Origin of the sequence: Synechococcus sp. MVIR-18-1, assembly GCF_014279835.1 — a bacterium.
GTDB lineage: Bacteria > Cyanobacteriota > Cyanobacteriia > PCC-6307 > Cyanobiaceae > Synechococcus_C.
Genome location: NZ_CP047942.1, coordinates 1,313,163 through 1,334,622, shown reverse-complemented (window position 1 = coordinate 1,334,622; position 21,460 = coordinate 1,313,163). Strand labels below are relative to the sequence as shown.

Below are 21,460 nucleotides of genomic sequence, written 5' to 3'. Positions count from 1 at the left end.
CTGACCCCTTTTGAGGCAATGCAATTGATGCTGGCTAATGTTCTGGGTAGCTTACCCAAATTTCACGACATCATGGTCGTCATATGAATCATCAGATTGTATAAAATGATATATCAACTCACAGTTATTTTGCTGGCTTTATTCGGAGGTTTTGGCGACCTAATCATCGCTTGGATGTGATCTCAATTCTCCTGTTATTTGTTTTCTATGAGCATATTGGAATGATTGAGTTTATATTTTCAGGGCTATTTCTTTGTTGATGTGATCGTTATTGCTTTTTGTCTGGGTTGTTAGCGAAGGTTTTTGCTTTTACAGCAGGAGTTGGTGACAACTTTAACAACAAGCCTGAGCCTTTGAAGATTGGGCTAATAGGATTGTTTTCATCAACCACAGGCTGTTCAACGGTGTCGGGATCAAATGGCTCCCCTAGGGATCTGAAGGCAGGTGGCAGCCTCCATGGCCGGGTCCGTGTTCCAGGCGATAAATCTATTTCTCATCGGGCACTGCTCTTTGGTGCCATCGCTGAGGGCACAACCACAATCGAAGGTCTTTTACCAGCAGAGGATCCGATTAGTACAGCTGCTTGCCTGCGCTCGATGGGGACAATGATTTCGCCGATTCAGAGCGGTGAAATGGTGACCATTGAGGGCGTTGGTCTTGATGGTTTGCAAGAGCCTTCGGAGATTCTCGATTGCGGTAATTCGGGCACAACCATGCGGTTGATGCTTGGTCTTCTTGCTGGACGCGAGGGGCGCCATTTTGTTTTGACCGGTGATGCTTCTCTTTGTCGCCGGCCGATGAACAGGGTTGGTCAACCCCTCTCCCTCTTAGGGGCAGATGTGCGTGGTCGCGATCGAGGAAATTTGGCTCCGCTGGCTGTCCAGGGTCAAAGGTTGAGGGGTGCTGTTGTGGGGACCCCTGTTGCCAGTGCTCAAGTGAAATCCGCCATTCTCTTGGCTGCTCTCACGGCGGATGGGGCAACGAGTGTGATCGAACCTGCCCATTCTCGTGATCACAGCGAGCGCATGCTCAGAGCCTTTGGTGCTGACCTTGAAGTTGGTGGTGAGATGGGACGACATATTTTGGTTCGTCCTGGTGCCACATTGAAAGGTCAGCATGTTGTGGTGCCGGGAGATATCAGTTCAGCGGCTTTCTGGCTTGTGGCAGGTGCCCTCGTTCCTGGCGATCAGATTACGGTGGAAAATGTGGGTTTAAATCCCACGCGTACTGGGATTCTGGACGTGTTGGAGATGATGGGCGCTTCGATCAACGTGTTGAATCGCCGCGATGTTGCGGGTGAACCTGTTGGCGATCTGCAGGTGAGTCATGGTCCTCTCAAGGCCTTTCAGTTTGGAGAGGAGATCATGCCGCGTTTGGTGGATGAAGTTCCAATCCTGAGTGTCGCGGCCTGTTTTTGTGATGGAGAAAGTCGTATTCGTGGTGCAGCTGAGTTGCGTGTGAAAGAAACGGATCGACTTGCTGTAATGGCGCGGCAACTTAAAGCCATGGGTGCCGACATTGATGAACATCCTGATGGTCTCACCATTCGTGGTGGCCGCTCTCTGAAAGGTGCTGAATTGGATAGTGAGACAGACCACCGTGTGGCGATGAGTCTTGCTGTTGCTGGCTTAATGGCCGAGGGTGATTCAAGAATTACCCGCAGCGAAGCAGCGGCTGTGAGTTACCCCACCTTCTGGGACGATCTTGAGAGATTGCGTCGCTGATTCCTCTGTGCTGAGTACGCGCTTCACAGCCGACGGAAGCTTCAGTTTGCATAGCGATCGTTTTGCTGAAGGCTTCCACAGTTCTGGCGGTGCTCTTCAAGAAGCCAATAGTAAATTTGTGCTGCCGGCTCAGCTTGATCGCTTTCCCAGCGGTTGTTGTTTACGTGTTTTAGATGTCTGTTTTGGCTTGGGTTACAACACGGCTGCCCTGATGGCGGCCCTTCCCAATGCAGGCGGGCCACGTTTGGAATGTTGGGGGTTAGAACTTGATCGATCGCCTTTAAGACTGGCCCTTGCTGAGCCGAGATTTATAGACCTTTGGCCTAAGCATGTTGTTGCTGCCTTAGGGGCAGTTGCTACTGATGGCTATTGGCAGGATTCGCTCCGGCAGCATTCGGTGCAGATGCTTTGGGGTGATGCGCGTCAGGAGCTGCAGAACCTACCCAAGGATTTACAACTGGATTTGATCCTGTTGGATGCTTTTTCTCCTGGAAAATGTCCCCAGCTCTGGAGTGAAGAATTTCTGCAGAGCCTTGCCTCTTTACTCGCACCTGGGGGGCGGTTGTTGACCTATTGCAGAGCAGCAGCAGTACGAAATAGTTTGCGCCATGCCGGTCTCGAGTTGCGCTCGCTGCTTCCAAAGGCAGGAGAAAAATCAGAGTGGAGCTCTGGAACTCTGGCGTTATGTTCTAAAGATCGCGATCAGACTCCACCTGAAACGGGCCCTGGTTGGTGTGGCTTAAGCGTGATGGAAGAGGAACATCTTCAGACGAGGGCGGGTGTGCCCTACCGAGACCCGTCAGGCACCGACTTGGCCGCTTCGATTTTGAAGCGACGCCAACAAGAACAGGCTTTGTCTTATCGGCCTAGTACCAGCGCTTGGCAGCGAAAGTGGGGGTTGCTGAGACAAGCTTGAAATTAAAACCTTGGAATCATCCGACTAGATGGACATGATGGCGAACAAAACATGCTTGAATCCATCAGTTGTTCTTTAATTTGTTGCTTACTTTTTATGATTACTGTTCTTTCTTCGTCTTAGTTGCTTTCTTCATTGAAGGGCAGCACTTTTTGCTTAGAATCGTTGATTATGATTGCTTCTTTGGCGTTCTCCATCAGGTTGGACTGTTTAATACGTGTAAAACTCTTGCGAATACGAGTGATTTCCTTTTTTCTTTGTTCTATTGTAATTGGCTTGTCATCGTCTGTGATATCAATCCCAAGGCGCTCTCTTTCTTCAATGTGGTAGATGGCTTCATTCGCTTGTTCGATAAATCTGGATCTTCTGTTGGCAGCGTATACGTTCTCCTGATTCATCACTTTTCGTCAATACATTGATTCTTGATGACTTTACTCGCAGTCTTTGATATCTTCCTGCTTGTTCTTGAAAAATATGTTGCTGACCGCAAATAGTATTGATTGTTGTTTCAACTTTGTACAGTCATGTCCGCATAGCTCTCAAAGTCTGGATTCATCTCCCAGGCCCCTTGGTAGACGCCTGTTCTGCAGCTCGTAACGTGATTGCAAGCAAAGCAAGCACTGCCATAGCAGTCCTTGGATAACCGTTTGTCTTTCTTGATAGCTTTAAATCGAAATAGTGCGTCTATGTATTTACACCTGTTTGAATGCTCATTCATGTGATGACTTGTGCATTCATGCATTACTTCTGACATTGTCATATTCCACGCATTCGCATAATCTTTTAAAAGACTATGATATTGGTCGGACATTTGTACTTGAACTTTTTTCAATGTCTCGTTAATTGAGTATCAATTCAACTTTGAAGATTTTGTCCTGTTGCGATGTAGCGGTTGATACCATCTAATCAATATTTATTTTGTGGTGTGTTGGTATGCCTCTATCTTTACAGCTTGTTCCTTTTGCGAATCAATAAATTGTTTTGCAAGGGCCTCAGCAGGTTTCTCTGATAGGCCCAGTACGCGTGCTTGGCCGCGAAAGTGGCAGTGTTAATGAATTGCCTCGTTCATACTGGAGAATTAGTCGGATTTCGTTTGCGCAAGCTTTTATCAGTCGTTGCTGCAACGTCTTTGCTCACGGCCACTCCATCGATTGCCACTTCTGCTCTCGACGGTCTCGAGATCAAGTTGCGCGGAGAGGCCCAAGGTTGGTTGAATGCCACTTGCAAGTATTACGGGCTCGGTTGGCTCCAGCCTGATCAGGGTCGTCAGGCTTTAAAACGTTTGATGCTGTTGATTGCTGCCCACCAAATCGGAAATTTGGAGGTGGATGATGTGAAGGCTGCCGCATTAGCCCGAGACCCAGGCTGTAAGGCAATCTGGCCGGAAGCGTTTGATGAAGGCGATTAAGTCTGTTTTTTAGGGAGAAATATCAGAGCCAATACCATCTGAATCGTGATCAGACTGTTGAACCGCTTCAGCCTCAAAAGGTTTAATTCAATAAGGAATTTGAACCTCTTAATGTCGTAATCTACCAGTGAATGCTTGCATCGGCAACACTCATCAGTGGGGGTACAACATTGTACTTTTCTCGCACTTCTTTCAGGGGAACAGTGGCCATTTCGATATGATCCATTGTGCTGAAGTCGTTGTTGCACTTGGTTCCTCTTTCCAATGCATCAGCCAACATTTCAGGAGCTCCCTTCAACGTCATCACACCCTGTTTTCCATTAAGTCCATCAAAAGGATCTCCATCCACGCCGAGTGGTTCGTATTGAGCGCTTTTCCCAGGCTTGAAAACCCCCGCCTCGTGAATTAAAAAATTGGTCATGGATGCCATCCAATTGGCATCACAATCATTCATGCTTAATTTAAACGCACCCAAGCAAATTTCCCCGATCCCAGTCGGTTCATAGCCGGCAATAACATGATTCATATCATGACAAACATAATAGCCAGGGTTGATCGATGTTCTACTTGGTAAATGCATTCCATTGCGCTCGTAGAAGTTGAAAAATTCTCTACCTAAGCTGCCCGGACTCATGATTGAAAATGAATCGAGTGTTTGAAAGAATGATTCATCATATTGGCGGCCGCCTTCATGATTAAAAGCCTCCGGTCCATGCTGTTCCTGCAGTACTAAGAAATATTGTTTGTAGCGTCTGATGTAATCTGTGGTGGCTTCAAGTGCGGACATGTCGATCATTTTTCTGCAAACTGTTAATGCATTTCCATTGAGGCCGAGTTCTTCGGCTGATGATTCAAGTTTGCTGAGTTGTTGATGGGATTTAGGGTGTCTGCATAGTTCAAGCATGACTGCGAGTTGGATATAGCGTCTGCGTATGAATGGCTCTACCACAACCTTCGCTAGTTGTTGCTGGTTTATCGATTCCAGATTGTTATAAGCCTCTATTGGTATTTTGAAGATTCCTAATGCGATCGCTTTGAGTACATTGATTTGCTCTTCAGTCCCGTTATCACCGCAATCAATTAGGTCTTTGAGGCCAGAAACTATGGAGTGGAAATGCAGTTTACTTGACATTTTTGTTATTTCTTTGATCTATTTTAACACGTTGTTTTCATTCTTTTGTTGTGCTTAAGGTTTGCCTGGCGGATTAAGTCTCCTCACAGGACTTTCTTGTTCCAGATTCTTCACTTGTTCAAGGCCAGCCTTGTACGGCACCTTTTGATGTTTTGGCTTGATGATGCTTAGGGAGTGTGATGGCGATACTTGTTGAGTCTTCTCGCTTTGAGTTTTACGTCTGAGTGTTGTTTTTGCTGGTCTAGTAGCGGTGGGAGTGCTGGCACAGCCTTTTCGCCGATCACTAAGTTTTAAGTGGAGATCTGATAACCGCAGTTGACTGTTGGTGTATTCCCAGAATCTGCTTCCACCGGTAGATTTCGCCGGTCTTGCTCCTGTTCCATGCTCGCCGTTGCCGTTCTTGCCGCTGGGAAAGGCACGCGTATGAAAAGTGCGCTTCCGAAAGTGCTTCAACCCCTAGCGGGAGCTACTTTGGTGGAACGCGTGCTCGCCAGTGCCCGGAACCTTGCGCCAGAGCGCCGGCTGTTGATCGTTGGCCATCAAGCGGAGCGTGTGGAAGAGCAGCTCAGCTCCAATGGCGGCTTGGAATTTGTGCTGCAACAGCCACAGAATGGCACTGGGCATGCTGTCCAACAGCTGTTGGAGCCTCTCCAGGGCTTTCGAGGCGAATTATTAGTGCTGAACGGTGATGTTCCACTTCTGCGAGCCGAGACCATTGATGCATTGGTGAGCACGCACCGCAGCAGCAAGGCAGATGTGACCTTGTTAACGGCAAGGCTCGACGATCCCACTGGATATGGCCGCGTGTTTGCGGATGCCAATGGCCGGGTGAGCGGAATTATTGAACATCGCGATTGCAGCGACGAGCAACGGGCCAACAACCTCACCAATGCGGGCATTTATTGCTTCAACTGGGAAAAGTTGGCAGAGGTGTTGCCGAAATTGAGCACCGACAACGATCAGGGCGAGCTCTACCTCACCGATACGGTGCAGCTCTTAGGCGTGGCGATGCAGATGGAGGTGAGTGATCCCGATGAGGTGAATGGAATCAATAACCGCAGACAACTCGCTCAGTGTGAGGGTGTCTTGCAACAGCGCTTGCGTGATCACTGGATGGATGAGGGTGTGACCTTTGTGGACCCCGCCAGTTGCACCCTGAGTGAGGACTGCAGCTTTGGCTGTGACGTGGTGATCGAACCCCAAACTCATCTGCGAGGCACCTGCCGAATTGGCGATAACTGCCGCCTAGGCCCAGGCAGTTTGCTTGACAATGCCGAACTCGGTTGTGATGTCTCTGTTGTGCAATCCGTCGTGCGTGATGCACGTGTTGGTAACGATGTTGCGATTGGCCCCTTCGCCCATATTCGACCTGCCACCACCGTTGGTGATTCCTGCAAGATTGGAAATTTTGTGGAGATTAAAAAGAGTGTGATCGCTGCTGGTAGCAAGGTGAATCACCTCAGTTACATCGGAGATGCAGAGTTAGGCGCCAATGTGAATGTGGGAGCGGGCACGATTACGGCCAATTTCGATGGCAAAAATAAGCATCTCACCGTGATTGGTGCGGGCAGCAAGACTGGGGCTAACTCCGTATTGGTTGCACCTGTTGTGATCGGTAAAAATGTCACGATCGCTGCGGGGTCGACGATCACCAAAGCTGTTCCTGATGGATCCCTTGCGATCGGTCGTGCGAAGCAATTGATCAAGGAAGGCTGGGATCGCAACGCCGAGTGAGCTGAATCAACAGACTTTTTTCACAGCATGCCCTTGGCCTGCGTTCGTTGATGCGTAAGCGTGGGGCGACAGGTTGATACTTCCATGTCCGATCAAAAGCGTTTCACTGTTCGCTATCGCGATGCCACCAGTGATCATCAAGAAGAATGTTTTTATGCGGGAGATGCCTTTGAAGCAAGGGTGTTGGCGATGGAGGAAATTCGCTACATCCATGACCATCCCCATGCGATCGATTTGATTCGCTGCGAAGACCCACCGGACGCGCTGAGAGCCGCCTGACCTAAAGCTGTGGCAATAACGGAAGCAATCGTTCCAGTGCAATCCCTCGACTGGCTTTTAAGAGCACGGTGTCTCCAGGCCTGAGCCACTCGATTAAAGGTTCAGCGGCCTGTTCGGGTGTTTCCACCTGCCGAAACAGTGGCAATGCTGCACTTGCGTTGCTCATGGCCTTGGCCTCCAAGCCAGTGGCCACAGCCACCAGTCCATCAAGCTTCAAGGCTGCGGCGTGATCGATCACCGCCTTGTGTAAGCGTTCACTGTCTGGTCCTAGCTCCAGCATGGTGCCGAGTACTGCAAACCGTCGACCTGGCTGAGCTGCTAATAAATCCAACGCCGCAAACACTGCTTCCGGTGAAGCGTTATACGTCTCATCGAGAACCGTTAAGGCACCGATTTGTTGGCGGCGATTGCGACCTCCCGGTACCTCGACATCGAGCTGTTGTAGGTCTGAGGGTGCAACGCCAAGGGTGTTGGCAACGGCAAGTGCCAGCATGAAATTGCGTGCATTGTGTTTCCCCTCTAGGGGGCAGCGATAGCTGTCATTCCCCAGTTGGATCTGTCCCGTTGCAGGGTTGTAGTCGCCGAGATCATCAGCGGGTTGACCAGAGTTGTTGGTATCGCCTACAAGCGAAACACGCCGCACACGACCACTCCAACATCGGGCGAGGGTTGCATCGAGGAGAGGATCTCCGGCTGGAATCACCACAAGGCCATCGGCTGAAAGCGCTGCAGTGATTTCACATTTTGCTGCGGCAATTGCTTCGCGACTGCCCAAGCGGCCAATGTGCGCCGTACCGATATTGGTGATCACGGCAATCTCAGGTTCCGCACAACGCGATAAGCGTTCAATTTCACCAGGACCGCGCATTCCCATCTCCACCACCACAGCAGCATGCTGTTCGTCTACACCAAGCAAGGTGAGTGGTACGCCAACGTCGTTATTGTTGTTGCCGACACTGGCTTGAACGGCTCCAAGGGGTGTTAACGCGGCACGAATCAGTTCTCTTGTTGTGGTTTTGCCGGCGGACCCGGTGACGGCCACAACAGCGCTGTTGAAGTTGCGCCGCACCAAGCAGGCGATCTGTTGGTAGGCCTCCAGCGTGTCGTCCACGGTCCAGTGCAGCAAGCTTGGCGGTATTGGGATGTCACTATCACGGGCCACCACGGCGGCCTGCACGCCTTGCTCCGTTGCAGTGGCGAGGAAGCGATGACCATCAAAGCGCTCACCGTGTAACGGCACAAAAAAGGCGTTTGCCGTGAGCAGTCGGCTGTCTGTGCAGACAGGGCCTAAGCGTTGCTGGAGGTTGGGTGCAGCGCCATCGCCACGTTGTGGCGGCCCCCAGAGCGAAACGAGATCAGCTAGATCCAGCACGTTTAAACCCTCTTTGGATCGAACACGATCATGCCGCCACCGATCCTGGCGGGTCGAGCCAAGAGCTCTTGTTGTTCATTCACAAGACGCAGATCGGCATAGCCCTGGTCTTCCAGTCGGGTCCACCAGGTTTCGGCTAGGTGTTGGCGTTGGTCAGGAGACTGTTGCATCCAAGCGGCAGCATCGATTTGCAGAATCACAGCGTTCCGCTCTGGTTGGGGTTTGGCGGAAACAATCAGAGCTGATCCCTGACCGCTATCGGTGCCACCCTCCTCTGCCAAAAGCTCGAGGAGTGGATCAAAGCGCAATAGGTCTGCGTCAGTTTCTGCTGATGCCGGCTCGCGTTCCAGGTCGCTCAGGGCAGGGGGCTGATCGCTAGTTGTTGGTTCCTGCGCCAAGCCTTGGTTGTTGAGATCGGATGCGCCGCTGGTGGTGATCGGTAGGGGGCGTGCTTCTGGGAAGGGGGTGGTGCGGACACGTTCCACCTCTGGAGCTGCTGGTGGCGACTGCTCTTGAAGGGACTGACGCAATTGAATGCCGCCCAGGATCAGGACTGCGAGGCCGAATCCCAGCAGCACAGGCCAAAACAACGCTGCGAATGACTCTGGCCAAAACGCTGGAACCGACAGATCTCCCTCGCGGTTACGGCGCCACAGCTCTTGGCTGCGAAGACGCAGATCGGCGCTCACGGCCCTCAGATCTTGGCCAAGGGCCTTCCAGGGGCTGTTGTAAGGAGCTGGGAGGGCGCTGTCGTTGTCAGATGGCTGCGGTTCGAAGGAATCCTGCATTCGTGGTTGCCTGCAGCATTAGCGTCGCTGACCGCCAAACAGTCTGGCTAGCGGGTTGCGTGAGCCAGGTTCCTTGGGCGAGTTGTCTGTGGGTTGTTCGGGGGGGCTGGTGGGGGCTCCGCGTTGGCCTGGGTCCAAGGAGGGATCGGCACTCTGGCCTTGGGAAAACTGTTCAACGGCAGCGGCATCGGGACCTGGCTCCTTGAGGCCACAGACCTCCCGGTACATCTGGTCGTATTCCAAGGCTGAACGCGCCCAGCTGTAGTCCTGCTGCATGCCCCTGCGCTGCAGTTCACGCCAGCTGTCTTGATGGCGGAAGGCTTCCCAGGAGCGCACGAGGGCGGTGTAGAAGTCCACGGGATCGAACCGATCGAAGCAGAACCCTGTGCCGCTGTGCTGGGCAGGATCATGCGGTGGAACCGTATCGACCAAACCACCCACCTTTCTCACCACGGGCACGCATCCGTAGCGCATGGCGAGCAATTGGCTGATGCCGCAGGGCTCAAACCGACTGGGCATCAGGAAGGCGTCACTGCCGGCGTAAATCAAGCGTGAGAGGTCGTCGTCGTAGGTGAGAAAAACAGAAACGCGACCTGGATAGCGGGAGGCCATCTGCCAAAGACCGGATTCCAAGCCGCGATCACCGGTGCCAAGCACCACGATCTGGGTGTCGGTGTAGGCGAGCAAACGATCCGCCACTTGCAACAGCAGATCAACGCCTTTTTGATCCACCAGACGGCTCACCATGCCCAGCAAATAGGCATCGGATCTGACCTCGAGACCCATGCGTTCCTGGAGCACCTGCTTGTTGCGGGCGCGACCCGACAAATCATCGGCACTGAAGGTGGCGGGTAAGGCCCGATCGGTGGCTGGATTCCAGGCCTCCAGATCAATCCCGTTCAGGATCCCGCGCAGTTTGCCGGAGATGTAATTGAGCAACCCATCTAGCTTTTCGCCGTATTCCGAGGTGCGGATCTCTCTGGAATAGGTGGGTGACACCGCATTCACGCCATCGGCATAGAGCAGGGCGGCAGCCATGGTGTGGTCGCCTTGCATGTACCAAGGGCACCAGGCCATCTTGTCCAGCTTCCAGCGCCAGGGCCCCTGATATTTGAGGTTGTGGATCGTGTAAACGGTGCTGATCTCTGGGTCTTGGTGCATCCAGACCGGAATCATGCCGGTGTGCCAGTCATGGCAATGGAGAACATTCGGCTTCCAGACGTTCCAGGAAAATTCAGCCGCAGCACTGGCAAAAAAGGTGAAGCGCCAATCTTCATCTTCTCCGCCATAAATCCGTTCTGGATCAAAGACGGGGTGACCAACCAGATAAATGGTGAAGCCATTGGTGGGATGGCGGGTCTCAAAGACCGCAAAATCGGTGCCCATGGTCTGGCCTCGCCAGATCGGTTCCGTAGGGATCTCCAATCGAGACCAGAGCTTGCCGTATCCCGGCATGATCAAGCGAACGTCGTGCCCCAGAGCCTTCAGGGCAGGGGGAAGGGATCCAACTACATCGCCCATCCCACCGACTTTCACCATGGGGGCGCATTCGGCGGCGGCAAAGAGCACGCGCATGGACGATCAAACCTGTAAGCCGCGAGACTGTAGACGCATTACTGCGTTGGTATCACTTTCACGGGACCACGGTCACCTGAGTTCCAACCCTGACGAGATCGAACACCTCCTGAACGTTCTCCTCATAAAGACGCACGCAGCCATGGGAAACGGCCCGTCCCACCGTCCAGCGGTAAGGGGTGCCATGGAATCCGGCCACGGTGCAGCCATTGATATCGAGGTATTGCTCGCCGTCCCAACCCGAGCGTCCATTGCAGTCGCGGTAGAAGCCAATCCAGCGTGAACCCAAGGGATTTCCTTCACTTTCCGCATCCACAAGATCACCGCTCACCGGATGGGTCCACACCGGTTTTTTCACTTTTTCAAAGACCCTGAAGCGTCCGGCAGGGGTCTCCCAGCCTGTGGTGCCCACCGCGGCTGGAAACCGGCGCGTCATCCGGCCATCCCTCAGAACGAGAAGTTGATGGTGCTTGCGGTCGAGCACAAGCTGCAGCCCATCACGCTCCATCACATCGCTCGGAACACGGGCCAGGGAGGCGGCATCGCTCAAGGGGATCGCCAGGGGCGGGATCGGATCGGATTTGCGTTTAGGACCCTCCTCTGGAGCCTCCACCAAAATCTCGCCCTTCACCTCTGTTCGGAGGGTTTCGCCAACCTCTTGTCCTGAGGCCACTCCTGCCGCTGCGGTGAGCAGCGAGGCGGTGAGCAGCGCAGCAGGCATCAACTGAGCAGGCTTTTGAAACCGCATCCGAAGGGGCGCAACAGCTTTCTTTTTTTAGCGACTTTTGTGGCTAAGGCAGCCATGGGGTGTCGGAAAAATCTGGATTGCGCTTCTCCAGGAAGGCATTGCGGCCCTCCTGGCCCTCTTCGGTTCGATAGAAGAGGTGGGTGGCCTGTCCGGCCAATTCCTGGATGCCAGCTAAGCCATCGGTTTCTGCATTGAACGCTGCTTTGAGGCAGCGAATCGCCGTTGGGCTGTGTTGCAGCACCTCTCTGGCCCAACGCACCCCTTCGGCCTCGAGAGCCTCTAAGGGAACAACCGCATTCACAAGGCCCATGCCTAGGGCCTCGTCGGCGCCGTATTGACGGCAGAGAAACCAGATCTCCTTGGCTTTGCGCTGGCCCACCACGCGAGCCAGATAGCCGGCACCAAAGCCGCCATCAAAACTGCCAACCCGTGGCCCGGTTTGACCAAACACAGCGTTCTCCGCCGCCAGGCTGAGGTCGCAGAGCAGATGCAGCACCTGACCGCCACCGATCGCATACCCCGCCACCAGAGCGATCACCACCTTGGGCAGGCTGCGAATGATGCGTTGAAGGTCGAGCACGTTGAGGCGGGGCAGGCCTGTTTCGTCGAGATAGCCCCCATCGCCGCGCACGCTTTGATCACCACCTGAACAAAAGGCGTAGCCCCCATCGGCGGCGGGGCCCACACCGGTGAGCAGCACCACGCCGATGCGGCTGTCATCGCGGATCCGGGCAAAGGCGTCACAGAGCTCTGAGACCGTGCGGGGCCGGAAGGCATTGCGCTTGGTGGGTCGATTGATCGCTAAGCGGGCAATGCCCTCATCACAGCGATCCAGCAGCACATCCTCGTAGGTTCCCCAGGGCTGCCAGTTCACTCCGCTGGATCCAGGGAGCACCTGCCGGATGACGGGCTCTGGCATGGCGATCAGGAAAGGCTGGAATCCTGTTGTAACGCCTCACGCAGATTGCGGCGAAGCTGGGCGTCGTTGCGGCGATCGGTGCACACCCGTAGGAGTGCTGGTCCAGATCTATCCAACCCCCATTCCAGGGCGGTAGGCAGATCGTCTAGGCAGGCGAGCTGACGCACGGGGATGGAATGGGCTGCGGCCAGAGCGAGGGGGTCCACCCGTTGGGGCATGGCAAACAGCTGATCAAAGCCATCGCTGGGGGTGGTTTCTATGGGCAGTTGTTCGAAAATGCCGCCGCCGGCGTTGTCGATCAACAGCACGAACAAGGGCAGTTGGTGAGCGCTGGCCAGGAGCCAGCCGTTGCTGTCATGCAACAGCGCTAAATCACCTGTGATCAACACCGTTGGACCGAGCTCGGCCGCTAGACCCATGGCCAGGGAGAGGGTGCCATCGATGCCGGAGGCACCCCGAAAGCTGAAACAGCGCCGGCTCCCGGTATCGCCTGCGGCAAAGGCTTGCCAATCACGCACCGGACTGCTGGCAGCGAGCATCACAGGCAGCGCAGCTGGCAACAGCTGCGCTAGGGCCAGCATCAAGGCGGGTTCATTGGCGGCTCCCTGGATCGGCAGCAGGGCCGAGAGGCGCTTGCCAACATCAGCGTCTGCGTTTTTCCAGGCGTTGAGCAGCGACCGTGTTTGCTGTGCGCCAGCCGAGGCCTCAGTAGGAGAGCGACTGAGCTGGGGGCTGAGCTGTTGCCACCACTGCGCTAGGCCGCCGCTCCATTGCTGGGCGACGTCGAGCGGATCGAGGGGCCGTGGATCACCTTCTGTGATCAGAAGTTGTGGCCCTTGCTGGCTCGCTAGCCAGGCCTCCAGGCGTCGACTGGCCGGCATCGAGCCCAGTCGCAGCACCTGGGCGTTGGCGGGCAGCTGGCTCAAACCATTGGGGAGCAGCAGATCCCAATAGCGAATCACGCCCCCTAAGCCGTTTGGGATCGCGGCGAGGGGATCGGCGAGTACGGGCCAGCCACTGCGCTGTTGCCAGTCGATTAAGGCGGCTTGATAGGGCGCAAGCGTGGAGCTCAGTCCTCGCCAGGGCCCGGCAACGATCACACCGGGCTGGTCAGGATCGAGTGCTGGCGGGGCGTTGTTGCTCGTTGGCCTCCAGGGTTCAGCGCTTTGGGTGATGGCCTCAGGCTCTGAACGGTTCCACTGGCTCCAAAACGCGTTCTGCTGATTCAGATCCGGGAGCAGGGGCTCTTCAAAGGGAACGTTGAGATGCACAGGTCCGGGCTGCTGATGCAGATGCCGCCAGGCCTTGTGAGCCAGGGCTTGCAGCTCCTGCTCCATCCCTGCGTTGAGGCCATCCAAGGGACCTGACCCACACCAGCGGCACACCGGGGTGAGGAAGGCTTCCTGATTCACGGTTTGATTGGCCCCTTTGTTTTTGAGCCGTAGGGGCCGATCGGCGCTGATCAGCAGCAGCGGCTGGCTGGAGCGATCCGCTTCAACGGCGGCGGGGAGAAGATTGGCCACCGCGGTTCCGGAGGTGGTGATCACGGCCGTGGCAGTACCAGAGGCGCTGGAGCGACCGAGGGCATGAAACCCAGCAGAGCGTTCATCGATCGCCGTGCTGAGCGTGATCAGCCCAGCGCGCTGCAAGCCAGCGGCGGCAAGGGCTAAGGGGCCGGATCGACTCCCAGGACAAAGCACCACGTGGCGCAGACCCTGTTGCTGCAGGGTCTGGAGCAACAGGACAGCAGCTTGCAGATTGGCGAGGGCCTGCGTCAGGGGAGCGGTGATGGCTAATGCGATCCTCGGCTAACGCAGAACCTGCCATGGCACCCACTCCCAACTCAGAACCCAAGCGCAACAGTTGGATAGGCCTACTGGTGTGGGTGGTTTTGGCCCTGCTCCTGCGTTGGCAGGTGATCGAACCCCGCTGGATTCCCTCCGGTTCAATGTTGCCCACCTTGCAGTTGCAAGACCGGATCCTGGTGGAGAAAATCACGCCCAAATTGAACCGTCAACGGCACAAACCGATTGGCCTGGATCAAATTGTGGTGTTTGCGGTGCCCACCCAGCTCGTAGAGGCTGGCTACGACGCCAATGCCGCTCTGATTAAGCGTGTGGTGGGCCGCCCAGGAGACACGATTGAAGTGCGAGATGGCGCGTTGCTGCGCAACAACATCCCTGTGCCAGAAGACTGGAAGCCTGCGGAGATGGATTACGACCAGGGGCCCCTCACTGTTCCCCAGGGGCAGTACTGGGTGCTGGGCGACAACCGCAATGCCAGCCTTGATTCCCATGTATGGGGTGCACTGCCTGATGAGAGGGTGATTGGCACCGCGGTGTGGCGTTATTGGCCCTTGAACCGGTTCGGTCCGATTCGGTTCTCACACCAAGATTCGGAGGTGCCCCAGATCGCAGCTGCGATAGGGTCCAGTGACTGACGACAGGTGGGCAGGATGTTCAATCCAGAGTTCCTAACCACGGACAGCCAGGACGGCCAGCCCGTTAATAGCTTGATCCAATATCTCCAGGACCAATCGCCGGACGTGCTGCAGCGAGTGGCCCGTTCTGCCAGTAACGATATTCAAGACATTATTCGCCACAACGTTCAGGGTTTGCTCGGCATGCTTCCCGGCGAGCAATTTGAGGTCAAGGTCACGGCGAATCGCGACAACTTGGCCAACATGCTGGCTTCCGCGATGATGACTGGATACTTCCTGCGTCAGATGGAGCAGCGCAAAGAACTGGAAGAAACGCTTTTCGCTGATGATGAAATGGCCGTGAATCCAGACGACGATCTCAATCTTTGAGCTCTTTTGCTTTGGTCTAAGAGTGCAATAGCTCTTTTTTAAATGTCTGCCAATTGTTTAATCGAAAGACTGATCTTTTGAAAGATCAGTCTTTTTTAATGGATTTTCTGGGACAAATCCAAGCTCTAAAAGCCGCTGATCGATACCACTGAGGAAGGTCCAATTTCCTTCATTGGGTGCCCAGTTTTTCTGTTTCAGTTCCGATCGCAACGCCGATGCCTGTTGCGCACTAAAGGCAAGCGGCGCGCTGTAGTGGGCGGGGATCAACCAGCGCAGATCTGATTTGGATTCCAGTTGCTGAAGCCAGGCGTTGATCGCCTGTTGCGCTCGCGGTAACACCAGCCGTTCCAGCACTGGAGCAACCTGCAACTTGGCGGTTTCCTTCCCCATCAAGGCTGCAGCATCGTCACGCCATCCGGTTTGCCAATCGAAGGGATACACCCCGAAATGGGCTTTCCAGGTCCGCAATCCAGGTCGGAAGGCATGGCGTAATAGCTCGGCGATCGGCGGCACCCGCAGGCAATGGGGCCGGAGATAGGAGGCAAACAACACCAACCGGGCCCAGCCACGCCGGCGAGCCTCTGGCGAATCAGTGAGGGGTTGATCACCTCGATCGCGCGCATGAAACAGCAGAGGCGTGGGATCGCGATCAAAGATCGCGGGTGGTGTTGCGTGAATGCCCACCAGGGCATCAGTAATCAATAGGGCGCCGCTGGGTTGATGCAGGCAGCTGATCTCTTGAAAGCGGCCTACACCGAGATCGAGGGGGCCAAGTGAGATCCATTGGCAGATCTCGGGATGGGGCACACCATCCGTAAGCAAAATTTTGGTGCGCGCAGCCGGTACCCCGAGCCAGCTCAGGGGAAGCTGCACCGGAAAACTCCATTGGCCTGGGCACACCCAGACCTCAGCCTTGGGGAAGGCGCGTGCGAGCGGGCCGAGAGGAAGTTTGTGCTCCAGGCCAGATGCGGTGGGCAACACGATCGTGCACACGGGTCCATGCTCAGCTTCCAGGGCCCTAAGGCCTGCGAGCAATTCAGCAGTGGGGGGCAGCGGATTTACCAGCATCAAGCCGCCGGGCACCTTCACCACGGTGAGCCGGATCGGCACGGCGACGTAATACACGCCCTGGAGCTGCTCAAAGCTCCAGACCTGGCCAGGAATCAGCTCTTCAACGTGGGTGGCGCGCTTGCCGTAGGGATACAGCGGCAGCAGCGGCCACCAGAGCCAGCGTTGGTCGGTTTTCGTTACGGAACCGGATTGAGTCACGAAAACACAGAAATCCAACTGTCATTCATTCCACTTAAACTACCTGGCATGACTGAGCATTCGACGATCTTGGTCATGTTGAGGACAGTCGACATGTTTCATGAGTGATCACACCGAGCAAAGATTGACCGCGCGGGAAATGGTTCGGTCGCATGCCTACCCGGTGTTGGCATTCATCAGCAGCATCAGCTTGCTGTCAATCGTCATTCTTTTGATTCCACAAGCCGTTAAGACCCATCGCTACAACCGTTGCGTCGATGCGCAGGTTGCTTTGCGTGTGGCGATCAACCCCAAGGGGCTAACAACTCCCGGCACAATGAATTATCTCAAGGCCGTGGAACACTGCGAAGGCCTCTGAATTTGATGATCAAGACCGAGTCATTGATGTCAGTTGCGATCGCTCTGGTGGCAGTCTTTGTAGGGAGCAGCCCAGCGCTTGCCCATGGCAAAGGCCTTTACTCCACTGAGGCCGAGGCTCAGGCGCGAGCCGATGACATTGGCTGTACGAGCGTCCATCAAAACAATGGGAAATGGATGCCTTGTGCGGATGAACGAGAACTGCACCAACAACTACGCAAGCAATGAAACCTGGAGTCCAGACCCAGCGAAAAGCACGACGCATTCACAGGTGGTTGGTGCCGCTTGCTGCTCTACCGCTTTTGCTTACCGCGAGCACAGGCTCGCTTTATAGCCTTCTTCTAGAGCAAGGAATTGATGCCTTTTGGCTCCTCAAAGTCCATACCGGGCAGTTTGGCTGGCTCAATCTCCAACCTGTTTATCCAATGCTGCTGGGGGTGCTCACCATCTTGGTGACAGTGTCAGGACTTGCCATGCTTTTGAAACCTTCCAGATAACAAGGATCGTTTTGAAGTGAGATCAATAGCTTTTAAAGACAGATGCATTGCTGCAAAAAGAAAAGCAAAAACTGCAGTTGATCTAATCGGGTTCAGACGATTCCAACGGCGGAAGCTAATTCTTGGAGCAGTGGGTGATCGATGTCTTAGGCCTGTGATGGTGCCAGTAGCGGCAACTTGGGACCAGCTTGAGTCTTTTGCCGAGATGCCCTCAATGGCATTCATAGGGCCACCACCAACACCTCGAGACGTAGGTGATCAAACCCAAAAGTGAATTGAGCTGTCGATAACAAAGTCGGTGATATCAGTCGGATAGCTGCAAAAATATTGCAATCAGGGAGCCAAACCGCGCTCCCCTCAAGAATTTCTGAGATGTCTCACCGCCTTCGTCGTTTTCTCTGTCTTCTGCCTCTGCTGACTCTGTGTCCAATCGCAGCAGCGCAGGAAACTGTCGAGTCGTACTTGAGGGAGTATCCGAATCAGGAACAGGTCAAGATGATGAACACTTGGCTGGAGAAAAACGAGAAGGGGAGCTTCAAGTTCACCGGTTTGGTGGATCCCAGCGACACGACGGTGGTTACGCCTCAAGCCACTGTTGACTACGGCTACAACTGGTTTTCGATCTCAGACGGCCCGGCGATTCTCACAACGCCGACTTACGACAAATTCCTGTCGGTGTCGGTCTTCGATATGAAGCACAACGTGCCGGCTGTCATCACCAACCCAGCAAAGCCGATCCTGCTCAAGCGACCAGGCCAGGCGGTCCCCGCAGGTGACTTTGAGGTGGTCGAGCTTGAAACGGATCAGGGTCTTGTGTTGACCAGGATGGTGGTTGTCGACAACCTTGACGCCGTTGTCGCCTCCCGTAGCCAATTCCAGTTGCAGGGTGGTAAGGGAGACATGCAGCGTGAGGTTCAGCAATTCAGTTCAGAGACAACAAAGAACGCCCAGGCCGTTATCGATACGGTGATCTCCTATCTCAACCCGGATGAAGCCTTCGGTCGGGTCAGCGGCGACATCAGCTTCCTGGACCTCGCAGCCGGAGTCAAGCTGGGTCAACTAGGAACGCCAGCGGACACGGTTCGTTACGGCGCGATCATGGTTGACGACACTGGCGCACCACTTCGAGGTGATGCGACCTACACCCTGACTGTGCCCTCTGGTCTCTACAACTCAGGCGGCTACTTCTCAGTGACCCTCTACGGAACCGATAACAAACTGCTGATCCCAAACGATCTGAAGATCTACGACCAGACCACATTTTCCTCAGAGCCGAACCAAGACGGCACAACAACAATCACGCTGAGTCCTAGTGGGGGTGGAAAAAACGGAATTCCCACCGGCAAAGACTTTTATGGAGTCCTTCGTGCGTACGTGCCAGCCCCTGGAGCGATCATGAAAGTGAAGGTCCAGAAGCAGTAATGAAAAACGGTTGAGACAGCTGCTTCTTCAAGAACGACGAATCGAGCGGCACAATCATGCCGTTCGAAAACTGGATGCAGTTGCTGCATCCAGCGGTTGCTCGCAATCACGACCAGTTGCACAAAAAACTAGAGACAACTTGGCTTACCTAGCCAGTCACTCTCAACTTCAATCAAAAGCAAATGCGTTTCTTAAATGTTAATTGTCCAGCTATTTAACTGATTCGAAGTCGCCTGGCGTTCCATTGATGAACAGTTCGACCGCACGGGAGATGTCTACGAAGTTGCTGACTTTGTAGGCAGTTTCCTTCGTTGGAAAACCGTCTTGAAATCTCAGTTCACCGAGATAGCTGCTCTCCATCTTGTCGGGAGTTAGCAATACCTCGGGAACCTTCGCTTTATAGGTTGGACTCTCCTACGGTTGAAGGGGTGAAACGGCAATGATCCTGCAAGAACCGCGGCGGTGAGGATGAAGTGCTTGGTTCTCATTTTCTTATCTCCTTATTGTTGAGTTGGATTGCCTGAAGACATTGATGTAACAGGAAGGACTGATCTCGCGCCCCGAGTAGCCCTTCCTGTAGTAGCCCATTGATGGGGCTTTCTCATGCAATCGTTAGTTCACAGGCATGATGTCCTGCAAGGGATAGGTCTGATCGAAATAGGCCTGAGTCGGTCCGTAAAAGCGCAGATAGGAGAACCAGCTCTCCTTGGGATTGGTTTGAATCCAATTGGCTTTTTCAACGCCGTCCGGCAATTCAGGGCTGAAGTGCATCGTCACTGAACCATCGTCGTTTTCAATCAGACCCGTTCTTGAGCTCAGTGCAGCCCTGCCTTCATCGTTGAGAATCAGCGTGCGCGAATTGACGTCATAAACCACAATCGACCAGAACACCTCCGCAGGCGCATTGGGCGGCATCGTCAGCTTGTAGTGCTTGTCGCCTTCCAAAAAGTTGCCATTGCCATCCTTGTAAGCCGTCCGGTATTGCTGTCCGATGCCTGCCTTCTCGATGTAATAAGCCTTGCCCCTTGAAACAGCCTCCCAGGTAAAGGCAGCCCTGCGATATAGCTGATCCATATCACCATCTCGGTCATCCACTGTGACCACCATCAGCTGATCCCAGTTCGTGCCCTTGTAAAGATCATTGTTTGAGAAGGGCTTGTCAAAGGTGATCGATTTGAGCATGGCCTCACCGATCACGGCAGCTTCTTTCAAGACCTCAGCCTGAGTCGCCGTGAGCTGTAAGGGTTGGCCCTTCTCCAGACCAAGCGAGGCGAGCATGCTCAAAAAGAAGCGATCGCGATCTTCAAAAACTTCGCGATCCATGATTTTTTTCAATGCCTTCCAGTAGGCCATCCCATGGGGCTGCCATTGCCCCCACTCCGTGCTTTCATCCACATCAATGATCGGATTCAGGGTGGGATTGGCACGTTCTGCATAGGGAAAGATGCGGAAACTTGATAACAGCTGATCCGCCTCAGCAGGATCAGGCATCAGAGCCCTGATCCCAAAAAACGCAATGTTCGAGCCATTGCGAATGACGGTGTACTCATTGGTATCCAAACCATCGGGGATGGCCATCTGAGGCGCAAGGACGAGCAGCTTCGCGCCATTGCCCTGATCCGGACCAGACATCCCGAAATCATGAATGCCACGCTGCCAGATGTCATTGACAACCCCTGCTGACAGTCCTTTGGGAATGTCAAAAACCAGTGGCCCTGTTCTAGAGAGATCGGCAAAGGCAACTGCATAGGGAGTTGTGGCATTTGCCGTCAGAATTCCCTGCTTCGCCTTAGGAGAGGTGAGCCGCACGATCTGGCCATCTTTGGCACCGAAAAGCTCTTCATGGGACTCAAGCCATCGGGCATAACTGACAATCGGAGCGGCCCAGATGTACGCCTGTGTTGCCTTTTGAAAATCGAGCTCATTCTTAAGAGTATCGATGGTCTCAAGACTGGGGTAACCGCCTGCAAAACCGCCCTTGGTGAATGTGAGTTCACCAAGGCGAGATTTCAGTTTCTTAGGTGAACTTTCTCCATAGGCCCTGAATTCACTGGGGCTAAGTTCATCTTTGATGGTTGTGACATCAACGGATTGAGCTTGGGCGATCTGTCCTCGCTCAGCTAATCCCCCAAACAAAAGGCCCAAGGTCAAAGCGATCGGGAGAGCACGCATGAAGATGTAAAAACTCTGGTTTGAGTCGTTTTTATTTGACTTAAACGATATTCGAGCTACATATAAAAATGGTCCTGATCGTGCATTCTTTTTCTTCTCGAGGCGTGCAGCGTTCCGCTTCCACCGGAATCAATCGCTCTGGCACAACTGGCTGAACAAGCCAGCCAATGCGATGAGCCTCAGAATCTCGAGATTCCGGCTGACTTGCACGGGACCTACTTCTGAGCTCCACTTGGCCTCACGAGCGGTTCGCTGCCCGTGAGGTTTTTCAACGGCACTGACCGAGTGAGAAGCACTAACGAAACCTGCTGAATGGGCTCCCATGAGCCCATTCGTACA

General features: G+C 54.2%; 21 protein-coding genes. 11 read left to right on the top strand and 10 right to left on the bottom strand.

All coding sequences use genetic code 11. The features are described 5' to 3' along the window. The first annotated feature begins 404 nt into the window (after positions 1-404). Both aroA and SynMVIR181_RS06985 read left to right on the top strand, forming a co-directional pair. Positions 405-1,724, top strand: a complete 1,320-nt coding sequence (gene aroA, locus SynMVIR181_RS06990) for a 3-phosphoshikimate 1-carboxyvinyltransferase (RefSeq protein WP_186588736.1) — start codon at positions 405-407, stop codon at positions 1,722-1,724. Positions 1,725-1,731: 7 nt separating this feature from the next. Further along, positions 1,732-2,640 (top strand): MnmC family methyltransferase, encoded by a 909-nt coding sequence (locus SynMVIR181_RS06985; RefSeq protein ID WP_255444192.1) that lies wholly within the window; start codon positions 1,732-1,734, stop codon positions 2,638-2,640. Positions 2,641-2,759: 119 nt separating this feature from the next. Here the strand turns inward: SynMVIR181_RS06985 and SynMVIR181_RS06980 are convergent, their stop codons facing one another. After that, a complete protein-coding gene (locus SynMVIR181_RS06980; RefSeq protein WP_186588734.1) occupies positions 2,760-3,038 on the bottom strand; it encodes a hypothetical protein in 279 nt (92 codons plus the stop codon). A gap of 695 nt (positions 3,039-3,733) precedes the next feature. On the opposite strand from SynMVIR181_RS06980, the gene SynMVIR181_RS06975 reads away from it, so the two are divergent. After that, complete coding sequence (locus SynMVIR181_RS06975) at positions 3,734-4,048, top strand: hypothetical protein (RefSeq protein ID WP_255444190.1); 315 nt, start codon at positions 3,734-3,736, stop codon at positions 4,046-4,048. Positions 4,049-4,169: 121 nt separating this feature from the next. On the opposite strand, the gene SynMVIR181_RS06970 is transcribed toward SynMVIR181_RS06975, so the two are convergent. Continuing rightward, positions 4,170-5,180 carry a hypothetical protein gene (locus SynMVIR181_RS06970; protein ID WP_186588733.1) on the bottom strand — a complete coding sequence of 337 codons (1,011 nt, stop codon included), beginning with the start codon at positions 5,178-5,180 and terminating at the stop codon, positions 4,170-4,172. Positions 5,181-5,561: 381 nt separating this feature from the next. Between SynMVIR181_RS06970 and glmU the strand changes: the two genes are divergently transcribed. Next, the gene (gene glmU, locus SynMVIR181_RS06965) at positions 5,562-6,914 is read left to right on the top strand and encodes a bifunctional UDP-N-acetylglucosamine diphosphorylase/glucosamine-1-phosphate N-acetyltransferase GlmU (protein WP_186588732.1); all 1,353 of its coding nucleotides are present in this window, start codon (positions 5,562-5,564) and stop codon (positions 6,912-6,914) included. 84 nt (positions 6,915-6,998) lie between these two features. Next, positions 6,999-7,193: a hypothetical protein gene (locus SynMVIR181_RS06960; protein ID WP_186588731.1), complete on the top strand. Its 195-nt coding sequence runs from the start codon at positions 6,999-7,001 to the stop codon at positions 7,191-7,193. 1 nt (position 7,194) lies between these two features. On the opposite strand, the gene murF is transcribed toward SynMVIR181_RS06960, so the two are convergent. Genes murF through menD form a run of 6 tightly spaced genes read right to left on the bottom strand, consistent with a single transcriptional unit; the run spans position 7,195 to position 14,334 of the window. Continuing rightward, positions 7,195-8,565, bottom strand: a complete 1,371-nt coding sequence (gene murF, locus SynMVIR181_RS06955; RefSeq protein WP_186588730.1) for a UDP-N-acetylmuramoyl-tripeptide--D-alanyl-D-alanine ligase — start codon at positions 8,563-8,565, stop codon at positions 7,195-7,197. Positions 8,566-8,567: 2 nt separating this feature from the next. Further along, a complete protein-coding gene (locus SynMVIR181_RS06950; RefSeq protein ID WP_186588729.1) occupies positions 8,568-9,353 on the bottom strand; it encodes a hypothetical protein in 786 nt (261 codons plus the stop codon). A gap of 18 nt (positions 9,354-9,371) precedes the next feature. Next, positions 9,372-10,928 (bottom strand): glycogen synthase GlgA, encoded by a 1,557-nt coding sequence (glgA, locus tag SynMVIR181_RS06945; RefSeq protein ID WP_186588728.1) that lies wholly within the window; start codon positions 10,926-10,928, stop codon positions 9,372-9,374. Positions 10,929-10,986: 58 nt separating this feature from the next. Next, positions 10,987-11,676 carry a L,D-transpeptidase gene (locus SynMVIR181_RS06940; RefSeq protein WP_255444189.1) on the bottom strand — a complete coding sequence of 230 codons (690 nt, stop codon included), beginning with the start codon at positions 11,674-11,676 and terminating at the stop codon, positions 10,987-10,989. Between the two features lie 43 nt (positions 11,677-11,719). Then, a complete protein-coding gene (menB, locus tag SynMVIR181_RS06935) occupies positions 11,720-12,595 on the bottom strand; it encodes a 1,4-dihydroxy-2-naphthoyl-CoA synthase (RefSeq protein WP_186588727.1) in 876 nt (291 codons plus the stop codon). Positions 12,596-12,600: 5 nt separating this feature from the next. Further along, positions 12,601-14,334, bottom strand: a complete 1,734-nt coding sequence (menD, locus tag SynMVIR181_RS06930; protein WP_186588726.1) for a 2-succinyl-5-enolpyruvyl-6-hydroxy-3-cyclohexene-1-carboxylic-acid synthase — start codon at positions 14,332-14,334, stop codon at positions 12,601-12,603. An 86-nt stretch (positions 14,335-14,420) separates the two neighbouring features. Here menD and lepB point away from each other — a divergent pair, with 86 nt between their 5' ends. Together lepB and SynMVIR181_RS06920 are read left to right on the top strand one after the other, a co-directional pair. Beyond that, entirely contained in the window at positions 14,421-15,035 is a 615-nt protein-coding gene (gene lepB, locus SynMVIR181_RS06925; protein WP_186522821.1) for a signal peptidase I, read from the top strand. Positions 15,036-15,050: 15 nt separating this feature from the next. Then, complete coding sequence (locus tag SynMVIR181_RS06920; protein WP_006852777.1) at positions 15,051-15,404, top strand: DUF760 domain-containing protein; 354 nt, start codon at positions 15,051-15,053, stop codon at positions 15,402-15,404. 57 nt (positions 15,405-15,461) lie between these two features. On the opposite strand, the gene SynMVIR181_RS06915 is transcribed toward SynMVIR181_RS06920, so the two are convergent. Continuing rightward, entirely contained in the window at positions 15,462-16,673 is a 1,212-nt protein-coding gene (locus SynMVIR181_RS06915; RefSeq protein ID WP_186588725.1) for a DUF4336 domain-containing protein, read from the bottom strand. Between the two features lie 100 nt (positions 16,674-16,773). Here SynMVIR181_RS06915 and SynMVIR181_RS06910 point away from each other — a divergent pair, with 100 nt between their 5' ends. From SynMVIR181_RS06910 to SynMVIR181_RS06895, 4 genes are all read left to right on the top strand, one after another. Continuing rightward, positions 16,774-17,031 carry a hypothetical protein gene (locus SynMVIR181_RS06910; protein ID WP_186588724.1) on the top strand — a complete coding sequence of 86 codons (258 nt, stop codon included), beginning with the start codon at positions 16,774-16,776 and terminating at the stop codon, positions 17,029-17,031. 26 nt (positions 17,032-17,057) lie between these two features. After that, a complete protein-coding gene (locus tag SynMVIR181_RS06905; RefSeq protein WP_370593893.1) occupies positions 17,058-17,258 on the top strand; it encodes a DUF3721 domain-containing protein in 201 nt (66 codons plus the stop codon). Continuing rightward, positions 17,255-17,527, top strand: coding sequence for a hypothetical protein (locus SynMVIR181_RS06900; protein ID WP_186515656.1), 273 nt, complete (start codon positions 17,255-17,257; stop codon positions 17,525-17,527). Before SynMVIR181_RS06905 ends, SynMVIR181_RS06900 begins: the two co-directional genes overlap by 4 nt. Before the next feature lie 372 nt (positions 17,528-17,899). After that, positions 17,900-18,949 (top strand): DUF1214 domain-containing protein, encoded by a 1,050-nt coding sequence (locus SynMVIR181_RS06895; RefSeq protein WP_255444188.1) that lies wholly within the window; start codon positions 17,900-17,902, stop codon positions 18,947-18,949. A 612-nt stretch (positions 18,950-19,561) separates the two neighbouring features. Here the strand turns inward: SynMVIR181_RS06895 and SynMVIR181_RS06890 are convergent. Continuing rightward, complete coding sequence (locus SynMVIR181_RS06890) at positions 19,562-21,121, bottom strand: DUF1214 domain-containing protein (protein ID WP_186588722.1); 1,560 nt, start codon at positions 21,119-21,121, stop codon at positions 19,562-19,564. Between the last annotated feature and the right edge of the window lie 339 nt (positions 21,122-21,460).

Coding starts and splice junctions, on each gene's coding strand:
- SynMVIR181_RS06980 (WP_186588734.1), bottom strand. CDS start 3,038: ATGAATCAGGAGAACGTATACGCTGCCAACAGAAGATCCAGATTTATC.
- SynMVIR181_RS06970 (WP_186588733.1), bottom strand. CDS start 5,180: ATGTCAAGTAAACTGCATTTCCACTCCATAGTTTCTGGCCTCAAAGAC.
- glmU (WP_186588732.1), top strand. CDS start 5,562: ATGCTCGCCGTTGCCGTTCTTGCCGCTGGGAAAGGCACGCGTATGAAA.
- SynMVIR181_RS06960 (WP_186588731.1), top strand. CDS start 6,999: ATGTCCGATCAAAAGCGTTTCACTGTTCGCTATCGCGATGCCACCAGT.
- SynMVIR181_RS06950 (WP_186588729.1), bottom strand. CDS start 9,353: ATGCAGGATTCCTTCGAACCGCAGCCATCTGACAACGACAGCGCCCTC.
- glgA (WP_186588728.1), bottom strand. CDS start 10,928: ATGCGCGTGCTCTTTGCCGCCGCCGAATGCGCCCCCATGGTGAAAGTC.
- SynMVIR181_RS06940 (WP_255444189.1), bottom strand. CDS start 11,676: ATGCGGTTTCAAAAGCCTGCTCAGTTGATGCCTGCTGCGCTGCTCACC.
- menB (WP_186588727.1), bottom strand. CDS start 12,595: ATGCCAGAGCCCGTCATCCGGCAGGTGCTCCCTGGATCCAGCGGAGTG.
- lepB (WP_186522821.1), top strand. CDS start 14,421: ATGGCACCCACTCCCAACTCAGAACCCAAGCGCAACAGTTGGATAGGC.
- SynMVIR181_RS06920 (WP_006852777.1), top strand. CDS start 15,051: ATGTTCAATCCAGAGTTCCTAACCACGGACAGCCAGGACGGCCAGCCC.
- SynMVIR181_RS06910 (WP_186588724.1), top strand. CDS start 16,774: ATGAGTGATCACACCGAGCAAAGATTGACCGCGCGGGAAATGGTTCGG.
- SynMVIR181_RS06905 (WP_370593893.1), top strand. CDS start 17,058: ATGTCAGTTGCGATCGCTCTGGTGGCAGTCTTTGTAGGGAGCAGCCCA.
- SynMVIR181_RS06900 (WP_186515656.1), top strand. CDS start 17,255: ATGAAACCTGGAGTCCAGACCCAGCGAAAAGCACGACGCATTCACAGG.
- SynMVIR181_RS06895 (WP_255444188.1), top strand. CDS start 17,900: ATGTCTCACCGCCTTCGTCGTTTTCTCTGTCTTCTGCCTCTGCTGACT.
- SynMVIR181_RS06890 (WP_186588722.1), bottom strand. CDS start 21,121: ATGCGTGCTCTCCCGATCGCTTTGACCTTGGGCCTTTTGTTTGGGGGA.